Raw genomic sequence first — 12,839 nt, 5'->3', positions numbered from 1 at the left:
AAAAACGGGAGACTTACATGATTCGGGTTTTAATTGAACGCCACATTGCCGAGACACTTGAAGCCGCTTACGAAGATCGCGCCCGAAAGGTGCTGCAGCAGGCGGTCAGTGCTCCCGGCTTCGTCTCGGGCGAAACTCTGGTCGACAGCAAAGATCCTAACCACCGCATTACTCTGGCCAACTGGCGCTCAGAGATGGATTGGGACCGCTGGTACAATTCCGAAGAGCGCAAAGACCTGATGTCTGAGCTGGTGCCCATGATGGATCAGGACGAGCATATCACCGTTCTGTATCAAAGCCCTATGCCTTGAAAACTCTATTCATGCCGCTCAATAAAACACGTGATTTCTTCGCGGTCATGATACAGGTGCCGGGCCTTTAACGTGCAGTTAAGGCCCGCTTCTTCCAACCCTCGGATAATCATATCCCGGCAGGTCAGCCATTCTTCGTAACGCTTTTTCATAGGTAGCTTCAGATTGAATACGGTGTACCGGCAAAGTCTGCTACCTAGCCAATCAACCGCCAACTTTGCCGTACGCTGCGGTTTATCAATGATGTCACACACCATCCAGTCTACGGCACGCTTCGGCTGCCAGCTATAACCATCGGCTACCACATGTTCAACATGCCCGCTAGCCATCAATTCCGGGTTCATTGGCCCGTTATCGACTGCAGACACCAGCATGCCCTGTTGTACTAACTGCCAAGTCCAACCGCCTGGCGCTGCGCCAAGATCGACGGCTTTTTTACCACCCCCCAGATAATCCAGCCAGCGCTCTTTCGGCAAAAACACTTTCCAGGCTTCTTCCAGCTTCAGAGCTGAGCGGCTCGGTGCCGAGGCAGGCAGGCGCAAACGAAGAATGCCGTCAGGAAAAGGCGAGCGATTACCTTCGAGGCTAAAGCCCACTACCGCGGTACCAAAGTCGTTAAGCAGCACCTCCAAACGAACGTTGGCTCGCGCTTTCGAATCGGCCATCAACAAGCCGGCTTCGCGCAGTCCCCGAGATAAGGGAGCAACCCATTTACGGGCAAAGTTGCCAAGGTCTTTATCATCATTATTTTCGGGCAATCGTACCTCTACGCGAGCGCAATCAACGCCCGTCCAATCGTGCTCCCGGAGAAACCCCACGATCGCTCCCACTCGATCCTTCGCTGGCAACTCACATTCGCCCACCACGGCAAACCAATCACGAGAAAATACCAGCTGGTTCATGGGCAGCCGAGCCATCAGCGCCTCGGCGGATTCGCTGCCCGCGATCGTAAAACGTACCTGACCGGAATTCCGCTCAGGCTGGAAGTACCCGAAAACACCCTTCTCTGCGGCCTGATCCATCAGTTCCTGCCCGGCTTCCGCCTCAAAGCCGGGCCGGCATATCAACATTACCTGCTGCATTCATTACCTACGTATTCAGTTTATGCCGGATTTCTGACACACCGACAGGGATGAAATTTAACCTGCTTAACAGTGATACTTGATTACTCGCGCTACAGTTAACCCTCATTTTAAACAGATAACGCCTACGATGCTCGGCACACGGTTCTGGATACTTTCAAGTTTCCTTATGTTGGCCAGTCTATTCGTGGCCTCCGATGCCCTCGCCCAAAGCCAATGCCCAACACTTGTGGCCAACCATGCTGATGCGCGCCAAACCATTAACCACTATCTCTGTTATGCCGTCACCAACCCGGGCGAACCTGCTCACCTGGCCACGGCCCCGGACAAACTTCCCGGCGCGTTAACGTGGCGACCTGCCGGTGGGCACGACTTGGTCTTTAGTCACACTCAAGCTACCTACTGGATCAAGCTCACACTAAAAAACACGAGTACCCGGCAATCCCTCTGGTACTTGAAGCTCAATTACCCATTACTTGACGAGATCACGTTTTGGCTAAAACGTGAAACCCAAAAAGGGCATGACCCAGCACCGGATTTAATCACAGGAGATCACACACCTTTTGCAAGCCGGGGCATAGACTACCGCTATTACCTGCTCCCCGTTACACTGGCGGCCGACGAAGCCGCCACGATTTATATACGAGTTCACAGCAGTGGCGCCCTCAATATCCCACTAAGTTTGGTCACACCTGAACAAGCCATTGAGGAAAGCAACCACCTGACGCTGATTCATGGGCTGTTTTACGGTGCACTGGTCATACTCGCGATCTTCAACCTTCTGCTATATGTCAGCTCTGGCACCCGCTATTACCTTCTCAATGCTTTCAACACGGCCTCAATGGCCATGTTCCTGTTTGCCATGGGCGGCTTTGCGAACCAGTATTTCTGGCCGGAGAACTCTCAACTGTCGAATCTTTCGATCCCTTTCCTGCTCGCGCTGATTGGTCTGGCCATGACACTGTTCGGCTGGTCTTTTCTGGAGGTTCCGCGGCGCACGCTATCCGGTAAAGCACTGCATACACTGGCGTGGATCGGTGCTGGGTTACTTGCACTGACTTTGGTGATGCCTTATACCAAATCCATTCTGATCAACACGGTTTTTGTCCTGACCGTCATCGGAATTCTGACCGTTGTTGCAACGCTTCGCTGGCGTCAGGGGTATCAGCCGGCATTTTGGTACTTGGCGGCCTGGGCGGTGATGGTCGTGGGCGCCCTGTTTTATGCCTCCGCTGCTTTCGGGTACCTGGGAGACTACCTGGCGCGAGAAGTGATGATGCAGGCCGTGGTTGGCGCGCAAGTTGTCCTTATAAACTACGCACTGGTACAACGTTGGCGACTGTTGAACGAAAAGCTATTAAATGTTGAACATCAAGCCCGCAGTGAGCTGGAAATAAAAGTTCACGAACGTACCTCGCAGTTACGTACCGCCATGTATCGGCTTGAGCAGGCGAATCGAAAGTTTGAAGCCTTGAGCCTTAAAGATGCCCTCACCGGCTTGCATAACCGAAGGCACATGGACAGCCTACTCCCCGAACTTTGCCTCGAAGCCCAAAGAACCGGGAAACCATTGACCCTTGCACTGCTTGATGCAGACCACTTCAAACGCATTAACGACACTTGGGGGCACGACTTCGGCGACACTTGCCTACGGCTGATCGCCGACATTCTGGCAGAACGTGTAAAACGCCCCCGTGATGTTGCGGTGCGATTCGGCGGCGAAGAGTTTGCTCTGCTGCTGCCCGATACGGATACCGACGGCGCAGTCCGCATATGTACCGGTATTCTCGAAACCATCCGCACCCAACGTATGAATGCGCCAACCGGTGAAACAGTCACGGTCACCATGAGCGCGGGCATTGCGGAGTTCGTCGGCCACGAAAATGCCCAAGAATTGTTTCAAAGTGCCGATGAAGCGCTCTATACCTCGAAGCACCGCGGGCGGGACACACTTACCCGCGCCCGGGCAGTGCCTCAAACCCCGGCATAATCATCCAAAAATTGGCGGGTAATCTTTGCTGCTTCGCGAATCAGATCAGACTGATCTAACGGGTGCTTTACTAAGGTGGCGAAATCGTGGTTGCCACCGTCCAGCCAGCAAAACCGTGTTATGCCTTCTATATTACCCTGCGCAGCAATCTCTTCCGGTTTGCCAAACGGGTCGCGCGTGCCCTGCACCACCAAAAGCGGGCAGGTCACGTTGGGCAAATGATCAATACGCCAACGATCAAGCTTACCCGGGGGGTGAAAGGGATAGCCAAAACAAACCACTGCGTCCACCTGAGCATCACCCTCGCTGGCAACCAGCGACGCCATGCGCCCTCCCATCGATTTGCCTCCGATGGCAAGTCGGCACCGGGCACCCACCTCCGCTCGAACCTGTTGAATCTGCTCTCTGAAAGCCTCAAGCAAAACCGGCGCCCTGTCAGGGGGCCGTTTCTTCCCGTCTTCCCGACGCTTTTCCATGTAAGGGAACTCAAAACGAACACAGGCAACCCCCTGCCCCTCCAACTCTTCAGCCAACTGTTCCATAAAGGGGGAATCCGCGGGCGCCCCTGCGCCGTGCGCAAGAACCAGAACGGTTTCCGCGCCTTTCGGATAGCTTTTATTAGTAATTCGGACCACAACATTCACCTTAGTGTTATCAAGCGGTATCATATGGGCCTTGAGAAAAACCTGTAAGCCCCTTTTACGTATCAAGAATCTAAGCCAACCCACTGGCAACGTTGCCGATTCTTGCAGATTTGACGAATGTCAGTAGTTGACTTGAGTCATTGCAAAGGGGTCATGGTTTCTCCATACTTGCGACCGCATAATTTCCCCATCCTGAACCCATTGGTAAGGCTATGAGCACAGTAAACGCAAACCTGACATACAACTACAAGGTGGTGAGACAGTTCGCCATCATGACGTTAGTGTGGGGTATTGTTGGCATGGCTCTGGGTGTGCTGATTGCAGCACAGCTGGTTTGGCCATCTCTCAACCTCGATCTACCCTTCACGCATTTCGGCCGTCTGCGGCCGCTGCACACCAACGCCGTTATCTTCGGTTTTGGTGGTAGTGCCCTGTTCGCGACATCGTACTATGTTGTTCAGCGAACTTGTCAGGCACGTCTGATTTCCGACGGCCTCGCCGCTTTCACTTTCTGGGGCTGGCAAGCCATTCTTCTTTCAGCCGTTATCACCTTACCGATGGGGCTGACTTCCACCAAAGAATACGCTGAACTTGAATGGCCGATCGACATCGCCATTACCATCGTTTGGGTAGTTTACGCCCTGGTATTCTTCGGTACGATCACTAAGCGCAGCACACCTCACATCTATGTGGCCAACTGGTTCTATGGCGGATTTATCTTGACCGTAGCCATGCTCCATATATTTAACAATCTGGCTCTGCCAGCAACCGCTTTCAAATCGTATTCTGCCTATGCGGGTGTTACCGATGCGATGATGCAGTGGTGGTACGGTCACAACGCTGTAGGCTTCTATTTGACTGCCGGTTTCCTTGGCATGATGTACTACTTCGTACCAAAACAGGCTGATCGGCCGGTATATTCCTACCGCCTTTCTATCGTCCACTTCTGGGCCCTGATCGCCACCTACGTGTGGGCCGGCGGCCATCACCTGCATTACTCTGCGCTTCCGGATTGGGCGCAAACTGCCGGTATGGTCATGTCCCTGATCCTTCTCGCACCTTCCTGGGGCGGCATGATCAACGGCATGATGACCTTGTCTGGCGCTTGGCATAAGCTGCGCACTGATCCCATTCTTCGCTTCCTGGTGGTTTCTCTGTCGTTCTACGGGATGTCCACCTTCGAAGGTCCGATGATGGCTATCAAAACCGTCAACGCACTGTCTCACAACACTGACTGGACCATCGGCCACGTTCACGCCGGCGCGCTGGGCTGGGTTGCCATGATCAGTATTGGTTCAATCTATCATTTGATCCCGAAACTCTGGGGCTTGAAAGAAATGTACAGCACGTCGTTGATCAACGTTCACTTTTGGCTTGCGACTGTTGGTACCGTTTTGTATATCGCCGCAATGTGGGTTAACGGCATCATGCAGGGTCTGATGTGGCGTGCTGTCAACGAAGACGGCACCCTAACCTACAGCTTTGTAGAGGCGCTTGAAGCTTCTTACCCAGGCTACCTGGTTCGCTTCATCGGTGGTGCAACCTTCCTGACTGGCATGCTAATCATGGCGTATAACGTGCACATGACCATACGTCAGAAAGAAGCTGTCGCAGAAAACAATGCGGCCGTGCAGGCAGCCTAAGGGGAGATTGACATAATGAGACACGAAACAATCGAGAAAAACCTTGGTCTGATGATCGTTTTGATCGTCTTGACCATCAGTGGTGGTTTTCTTGCCGAAGTTGTTCCCCTGTTTTTCCAGAAAGAAGTCAACGAGCCTATCGAAGGCCTTGAACCCCTTTCTGCACTGGAGCTTGAAGGCCGGGATATCTATATCCGTGAAGGCTGCCACGTGTGCCATACCCAGCAGATCCGTCCTTTCCGTGCGGAAACTGAGCGTTATGGTCACTACTCCGTTGCGGGCGAGTTCGTTTACGACCGTCCGTTCCTATGGGGTTCCAAACGTACCGGACCGGACCTTGCCCGTGTTGGTGGCCGTTACTCAGATGCCTGGCAGCGCCAGCACCTGTTTGACCCTCGCAGCGTGGTGCCCGAGTCCAATATGCCGGCGTTTCCATGGCTCTTCGAGAACCGTGCAGACCACGGTTCTATCGCGGCTCGCATGACAACCTTGCAGACGCTTGGCGTCCCTTATACCGACGAACAAATTGCCGGTGCAGCTGATGAGCTGAAAGGTAAATTTGAAATTGAAGCATTGGTCGCGTACCTGCAGCAGTTAGGCACCGTGCTTTCAGAGAAACGGTGATCCCATGGATATTAATGAGTTACGTGGAATCCACTCTCTTATAGTAATGGCAGCGTTCTTCGGCATCATCTGGTGGGCGTACAGCGCCCACCGCAAGAAAGCCAATGAAGAGGCGGCACACCTGCCCTTCGATGATGACGAAGTGGATAAGCGTACGCTCGAACAGGAAAAAACGGAGAAGAAACAATGAGTACCTTTTGGAGCGTTTGGGTCATCGTTCTTGTGCTCGGTACCATATTCGGCTGCGCATGGCTGCTTTTGGCAACCCGCAAAGGCCAGACCAACAATACCGAAACCGAAAATACGACCGGTCACTCTTACGATGGCATCGAAGAGTACGACAACCCACTACCCAAGTGGTGGTTCTATCTGTTCTTGGGAACGTGCATTTTCTCTTTGGGCTACTTAGCCCTGTATCCAGGCCTCGGCAACTACGAAGGCCTTCTGGGCTGGACTTCCACTAACCAGTGGGAAGCCGAAGTACAGGAAGCCGACGAGAAATATGGCCCGATCTACGCGCAGTTTGGCGAAACAGCAATTCCTGAGCTCGCTCAGAACGAAGACGCCATGAAAATCGGTCAGCGTTTGTTCGCAAACAACTGCTCTGTGTGCCACGGCACCGCAGCTCGCGGCCAGGTGGGCTTCCCTAACCTGACGGATGATGACTGGTTGTGGGGCGGTGAACCTGAGCAAATTTTGCACTCAATCGCGCAGGGCCGCCAAGGCAATATGACCCCCAAAGGGGTTATGCCTAACATGACCAATGAGCAGGTTGACCAAGTAGTTAACTACGTTTTGAGTTTCAGTGGTCGTGAAAAGGCCGCTGAAGCTGCCGAAGCCGGTGCCGCTGTGTTCGCACAAGCGTGTACGGCATGCCACGGTGCTGACGGCACCGGTATGCAGGCGGTAGGCGCCCCCAACCTGACTGACAACATTTGGCTCTATGGCTCTACTTACGAGTGGATTAAAGAAACCGTTGTCAACGGTCGTCAGAATCAGATGCCGGCTCAGCAGGGCCGTCTGACAGATGACCAGATTCATATCCTGGCAGCTTACGTTTACAGCTTGTCAAACTGAATCAAACCCGGCCGGTTAACCCCCGGCCTGGTCTTTTCAACCCTGTATCTGCCCTGCGGGTACAGGCTTGAAAAGATCCGCAGACCCTCCGAGGCCCGCTCCCAGCACGTTTATATACCGGGAGGTATCCATGAGCAAGCAGATTCCTGTAAAGCAGGTAGATCCTAACCCTTCCGACAACAATAAGAATCCCGGAACCTACGATCTTTACGAAAGCCGTGAAAAGATCTACGTAAAAGAAGTCAAAGGTGTGTTCCAGCGAATCCGCAACGTTAGCCTTGTGGCGCTCATGGGAATGTACTTTCTGTTTGCCTGGCTGACCCTGGACGGCCAGCCACTGATCCATTTCGATCTCCCTGCCCGGGAGTTCCATCTTTACGGCATGACCTTCTACCCGAAGGATTTCTTTTTGCTGTCTGCGATGCTTATTATCTCGGCATTTGGGCTGTTTTTCATAACCACATTGTTCGGACGCGTTTGGTGCGGCTACACCTGCCCACAAACCGTATGGACGTTCATTTTCATGTGGATTGAGGAGAAAGTCGAAGGCAATCGCAATAAGCGGATCAAGCTCGACAAAGCTCCCAATTCGGCCGGGAAGATCACGAAAAAAACGATCAAGCACACACTCTGGTTTCTCGTCGCGCTGGCAACCGGCATCACGTTCATTGGTTACTTTTATCCCATCCGCGAACTGATCGTGGACATGTTCACGCTGCAGGCAAATGGCTGGGCCTATTTCTGGGTCGGCTTCTTTACTGTAGCAACTTACCTGAACGCCGGCTGGATGCGGGAGCAGGTGTGCCTGTACATGTGCCCTTACGCGCGATTCCAGTCGGTCATGTTCGATGAGAATACTCGCATCGTATCCTACGATCCGAACCGAGGCGAGCCTCGAGGCAAGCGTAAAAAAGGCGTAGAACCTGCCGAGTTGGGCCTGGGGGACTGCATTGACTGCGAACAGTGCGTTCAGGTTTGCCCTACCGGAATCGATATTCGAGACGGCCTTCAGTACGAATGCATTGGTTGCGCTCTTTGCATCGATGCCTGCGACGAAATCATGGAAAAGATGGATTATCCGAAAGGCTTGATCCGCTATACCACGGAAAACGAACTCGAAGGAAAGCCCTCGAAACTGCTTCGACCCCGAACGTTTGGCTACGGCCTTCTGTTGGCGGTGATGATTGGCGCAGTGGGTTACATTATCGGCACGCGTGTGCCAGCCAAACTCGAGGTAATACGGGATCGCGGTGCGCTCTTTAAGTTCAATGGCGAAGGCCGGGTGGAGAACTCCTTCACCCTGAAACTTCAGAATATGACGGAAGTCCCGCAAACGTTCGAGCTGTCCGTAGATGGCATGGAAGGCATCCGCATACTGACGCAAACCAGTGTAAAGATAAAAAGCGGTGAGAACCTGTCATTACCGACCGTGGTTGACGTGATTCCCGAGTCGATTGAGCAAACCAACAACACGATCAGCTTCCGTGCCGTGTCGAAAACCGATCCGTCACTTCAGCTTGAAACTGAAAGCCGATTTGTAGGTCCAAGGCCACGTTAATCGTTACGCACGGCATTAATATTTAATTTGAGACGAATGGCATTATGAATGACAACACCCCCGTAGCGCCTTGGTACCGCCAGCCATGGTTCTGGTTTTTGACTATTTTTCCGCTTGCGTCCATCACCTTTGGGCTGACCATGCTCGCGGTTTCCGTGAATCTGGATACCGCCATGGTCACGGACGATTACTCGAAGGAAGGCCGTGGCATCAACATGGCCATTGCTCGAGATCAGAAAGCGTCCGAAATGCAGGTATCAGGGCAACTGCAGCTGGCTAACCGCAAAGCCACGCTTACCTTGAACACGAAGGACGGTCCTGCTGAGTTTCCGTATCTGGTTCTTCACCTTTATCACCCTACGATTGAAGATAAAGATAGCGTGGTGCAATTTAATCGCTTGGCGGCAGGTGAATATTCCGGGCGAACGCTCGAAGACCTCGAAGGCCGCTGGTATTACGACGTGAAAGGCCCCGACAACGACTGGCGCGTCAAAGGTGAGCTCTGGTTTCCCGCCGAGCAGCCTATCACCATTAAAGCAAAGGCTAACGTTCAAGAGTGACCCCCACCACTTGCTTCCATTGTGGCGAGCTTGCCGAGGGTAATCCGGCGATTACCCTGAAACTTGACGATCAAGAGCAGCATTTTTGTTGCCAGGGCTGTAAAGCAGTATGCCAGACCATCCATCAGGAAGGCCTGACGAACTTTTACGACATCCGCACGAAACCTGCCAGCACGCCAAGAGAGCTCAGCGAATCCGAACTTCTGCGTTTGCGCGAACTGGACCACCCGCTGGTACAGCAGTCGTTTGTGGCACCCGTCAAGGCCGGGCAAGAAGCACAGTTGCTGATCGGAGAAATCACCTGCGCAGCGTGCATCTGGTTGATTGAAAATCACATGAAGCACCAACCCGGTGTGCAGAGCTTTACCGTAAACCATACCACTCAGCGTGCCCGCTTGGTGTGGTCGCCCGAACAAGCTCACTTGAGTGAGCTGCTGACCGCCATCTACGAACTGGGCTACACCGCACGCCCCTACCAAGCGGATGCTGCGGAGCAAGCACTCAAAGCTGAAAATCGTTCAATGCTTATTCGCCTTGCCGTGGCCGGTATTGCCACCATGCAAAGCATGATGCTGGCTTTCCCACTGTATTTCGAGATCATCAGCGAGCTGTCTCCCGAATTCATCAATATGTTCCGATGGTTTGGCTTTCTCGTGGCCACGCCGGTGGTGTTTTACAGCGCCCGACCGTTCTTCCGGAATGCTCGACGCGACCTCATCTCACGACACCTGACCATGGATGTGCCGGTCGCAATCGCGATAGGACTGGCTTACGCAGCAAGCACCTGGGTGACTGTATTCGGCGGAGAAGAGGTCTACTTCGAGTCAGTATGTATGTTCGCCTTCTTCTTGCTTCTCGGCCGCTACATCGAAGTACAGGCCCGTTATCGCGCCGGGCTGAGTGGCAACGCTCTGGCCGGGTTCCAGCCGGCGGTTGCCGCATTGGTCACTGACGGCGAAGCGGAGATTGTTCCTGCACACCAGATCAAAGCGAATGATGTTGTCCGGGTCCGACCGGGTGAAACCCTGCCTGCCGACGGAGTCATCCTTTCCGGCCAATCCACGCTGAACGAAGCGGCACTGACCGGTGAATATCTACCAGAAACCCGTTCACCCGGCGATACGGTTCATGCCGGCACCGTCAACGGCGAAAATCCGCTGGACATTCGGGTAACTCGCGCCGGTGCGCAGACACGCTTGTCAGGCATTCTTCGGGTGCTGGACAGGGTCCAATCCGAGAAGCCACCGGTCGCCCGAATGGCTGACCGGATTGCCGGCAAATTTGTTGGCCGGGTTCTGATACTCGCGCCGGTCGTCTGGATCGGCTGGTGGTTGGCTGGTGCCGACAATGCCTTTGATATTACCCTATCGGTTCTGGTGGCCACTTGCCCTTGCGCGCTCTCGTTGGCGACACCTACCGCCATCACCTCTGCCACCGTGCGTTTGAGAAAACTCGGATTCCTTCCCACCCGAGGCCACACACTGGAATCGATGAACGCAATCGATACCGTTGTGTTCGACAAAACCGGCACCCTCACCCGTGGAGAACTTACACTAACCAGCCAAGCTGTTTTCGGCCCGCTTGACGAAGCGACGTGTCTGAGAATCGCCGCCGGCCTGGAAAAGCAGTCTGAGCATCCAATCGCAAAAGTGTTTCATAGTATGTCGTCGCTGCCGGTGACCAACGTCACTAACCATCTGGGCGGTGGCTTGTCCGGAGAATTTGAGGGCGAGGCAGTCTTTATCGGTCACAAAGCGTTTGTTGCCAGCCACACGAACGCGCCCGAACCGGACGCTGGTACGGCAAGTGGTATGGAAATTTGGCTAGCGACAACCTCTCACTGGCTGGCCAGCTTCCAGTTAGACGACCGAATTCGAGACGATGCCACCAAGGCAATCCGCAAGCTGCAGAGCATGGGTATTGAAACCGTTCTGCTCAGCGGTGACCGATCGGGACACGTCCAACAGGTCGCATCGGAGCTCGGAATTTCCCGAGCCATCGGCGAAGCATCACCCGAACAAAAGCTCGAGGTTCTGAACAAGCTGAGCCAGGAAGGCCACCGTGTTATGATGGTAGGAGACGGTTTGAATGATTTGCCGTCAATGGCCGGTGCGGGCATTTCAGTTGCTATGGGTACCGCCGCTGATCTGACACAGCTGAAGGCCGATGCGGTGTTGTTGAACGGCCAGCTTTATCAACTTGTTGAGGCCATCCATACAAGCCAGAAAACCCGCCATATCATCCGCCAGAACATGATTTGGGCGTTCGGCTATAACGTCTCAGCGTTGCCCTTGGCTGCGGCCGGGCTCGTGCCACCATGGCTTGCCGCGATTGGCATGTCTCTCAGCTCACTCATCGTCGTTCTGAATGCGCTTCGACTTAGCCGAGCTCGACGTAACACCTAGGAGTTTACAATGAACATTGTCATGCTTCTGATTCCCCTGATGCTGATGCTGGTTGCTTTGGGTATCCTGCTGTTTTCGTGGGCGGTAAAAAGCGGTCAATATGACGATCTGGACGGGCCCGCGCACCGGATCCTGCACGACGACGATAAAGACATGATCCCCACAGAGGCGCGCCCTTCGAAAGCATCCTCAAAAGATAAGCAAAGCGAAAGCGGGTCCGGCAACGAAACCAAACGCTCAGGCTAACCCTGATCATGCAACCCGAACTCTACCTCAGCTATTCCAGCGCTTTTGCGATTGGCCTTCTTGGAAGTACTCATTGTCTGGGCATGTGCGGGGGCATAAGCGCCTCTCTCTCTATGGCGTTGCCAGTCGGCCGCGGTTTCCGGTTTCGCCAGACCTTGATGTTACTGGCGTTCAACTTCGGCCGTATTGGCAGCTATTCACTGATTGCAGCGGGCATAGCTCTGCTGAGCACCCAGGCGGCCGGCCAATGGGCCTGGGCAGGCCTGCTGCTTATGACGCTCGCCGGAGCACTATTGATCTTCATGGGGTTGTCGATGGGTCAGTGGTGGCAAGGGATTCGCTATATCGAACGCGCGGGCGCACCGGTATGGCGAGCCTTGTCTCCACTCACCAAACGGTTTCTTCCTGTCAATAACGCGGGCCAAGCACTGGCGCTGGGTTCTTTGTGGGGCTGGCTGCCCTGCGGCTTGGTTTATAGCACACTGGGCTGGGCTGCACTTCAGCCTACCGTGCCCAGTGCGGCACTCACCATGTTCTTTTTTGGTCTGGGCACCCTGCCCTCGATGCTGGCAACCGGATACGCAGCACAGTGGATCCGGGGCATCAAAAGTCATCAGGGCGTACGCAAAATCAGCGGACTCCTGTTGATTCTGTTTGGATTATGGACGCTGCCTGTTCAGGCGTTACTGAACCTCTAAA

Annotated in this window: 13 protein-coding genes; 11 read left to right on the top strand and 2 right to left on the bottom strand. The window is 54.0% G+C overall.

All coding sequences use genetic code 11. The annotated features are described in order from the left end of the window. Nucleotides 1–17: 17 nt before the first annotated feature. Nucleotides 18–311, top strand: coding sequence for an antibiotic biosynthesis monooxygenase family protein (locus MWU64_RS03555; protein WP_247061058.1), 294 nt, complete (start codon nt 18–20; stop codon nt 309–311). 5 nt (nt 312–316) lie between these two features. Here MWU64_RS03555 and rlmM read toward each other — a convergent pair whose 3' ends face one another. Continuing rightward, nucleotides 317–1,393: a 23S rRNA (cytidine(2498)-2'-O)-methyltransferase RlmM gene (gene rlmM, locus MWU64_RS03550; RefSeq protein ID WP_247061056.1), complete on the bottom strand. Its 1,077-nt coding sequence runs from the start codon at nt 1,391–1,393 to the stop codon at nt 317–319. A gap of 169 nt (nt 1,394–1,562) precedes the next feature. Between rlmM and MWU64_RS03545 the strand changes: the two genes are divergently transcribed. Further along, nucleotides 1,563–3,383 (top strand): diguanylate cyclase, encoded by a 1,821-nt coding sequence (locus MWU64_RS03545; RefSeq protein WP_247061054.1) that lies wholly within the window; start codon nt 1,563–1,565, stop codon nt 3,381–3,383. Here MWU64_RS03545 and MWU64_RS03540 read toward each other — a convergent pair. Continuing rightward, nucleotides 3,368–4,018: an alpha/beta family hydrolase gene (locus MWU64_RS03540; protein ID WP_247061052.1), complete on the bottom strand. Its 651-nt coding sequence runs from the start codon at nt 4,016–4,018 to the stop codon at nt 3,368–3,370. The two genes, MWU64_RS03545 and MWU64_RS03540, sit on opposite strands and share 16 nt — an antisense overlap. A 221-nt stretch (nt 4,019–4,239) precedes the next feature. On the opposite strand from MWU64_RS03540, the gene ccoN reads away from it, so the two are divergent. The 9 genes from ccoN to MWU64_RS03495 all read left to right on the top strand — a co-directional run bounded on the left by ccoN (nt 4,240) and on the right by MWU64_RS03495 (nt 12,838). Beyond that, nucleotides 4,240–5,670 (top strand): cytochrome-c oxidase, cbb3-type subunit I, encoded by a 1,431-nt coding sequence (ccoN, locus tag MWU64_RS03535; protein ID WP_247061050.1) that lies wholly within the window; start codon nt 4,240–4,242, stop codon nt 5,668–5,670. 15 nt (nt 5,671–5,685) lie between these two features. Then, nucleotides 5,686–6,294, top strand: coding sequence for a cytochrome-c oxidase, cbb3-type subunit II (gene ccoO / locus MWU64_RS03530; protein ID WP_247061044.1), 609 nt, complete (start codon nt 5,686–5,688; stop codon nt 6,292–6,294). 4 nt (nt 6,295–6,298) lie between these two features. Continuing rightward, nucleotides 6,299–6,484 carry a cbb3-type cytochrome c oxidase subunit 3 gene (locus tag MWU64_RS03525; RefSeq protein WP_247061027.1) on the top strand — a complete coding sequence of 62 codons (186 nt, stop codon included), beginning with the start codon at nt 6,299–6,301 and terminating at the stop codon, nt 6,482–6,484. Next, nucleotides 6,481–7,371 (top strand): cytochrome-c oxidase, cbb3-type subunit III, encoded by an 891-nt coding sequence (gene ccoP / locus MWU64_RS03520; RefSeq protein WP_247061025.1) that lies wholly within the window; start codon nt 6,481–6,483, stop codon nt 7,369–7,371. The genes MWU64_RS03525 and ccoP overlap by 4 nt, the downstream gene beginning before the upstream one ends. A gap of 130 nt (nt 7,372–7,501) precedes the next feature. After that, nucleotides 7,502–8,929: a cytochrome c oxidase accessory protein CcoG gene (gene ccoG / locus MWU64_RS03515; RefSeq protein ID WP_247061023.1), complete on the top strand. Its 1,428-nt coding sequence runs from the start codon at nt 7,502–7,504 to the stop codon at nt 8,927–8,929. A 44-nt stretch (nt 8,930–8,973) separates the two neighbouring features. Continuing rightward, nucleotides 8,974–9,489, top strand: coding sequence for a FixH family protein (locus tag MWU64_RS03510; protein ID WP_247061021.1), 516 nt, complete (start codon nt 8,974–8,976; stop codon nt 9,487–9,489). Beyond that, nucleotides 9,486–11,894 carry a heavy metal translocating P-type ATPase gene (locus tag MWU64_RS03505; protein WP_247061019.1) on the top strand — a complete coding sequence of 803 codons (2,409 nt, stop codon included), beginning with the start codon at nt 9,486–9,488 and terminating at the stop codon, nt 11,892–11,894. Before MWU64_RS03510 ends, MWU64_RS03505 begins: the two co-directional genes overlap by 4 nt. A gap of 9 nt (nt 11,895–11,903) precedes the next feature. Then, complete coding sequence (gene ccoS / locus MWU64_RS03500) at nt 11,904–12,140, top strand: cbb3-type cytochrome oxidase assembly protein CcoS (protein ID WP_247061017.1); 237 nt, start codon at nt 11,904–11,906, stop codon at nt 12,138–12,140. 8 nt (nt 12,141–12,148) lie between these two features. Beyond that, nucleotides 12,149–12,838: a sulfite exporter TauE/SafE family protein gene (locus tag MWU64_RS03495; protein ID WP_247061015.1), complete on the top strand. Its 690-nt coding sequence runs from the start codon at nt 12,149–12,151 to the stop codon at nt 12,836–12,838. The last annotated feature ends 1 nt before the right edge of the window (nt 12,839 follow it).

The organism is Marinobacter sp. S0848L, from assembly GCF_023016065.1.
Lineage (GTDB): Bacteria > Pseudomonadota > Gammaproteobacteria > Pseudomonadales > Oleiphilaceae > Marinobacter.
Note: the sequence above shows the minus strand (reverse complement) of the source record. Positions and strands in the feature narration are given on the sequence as shown.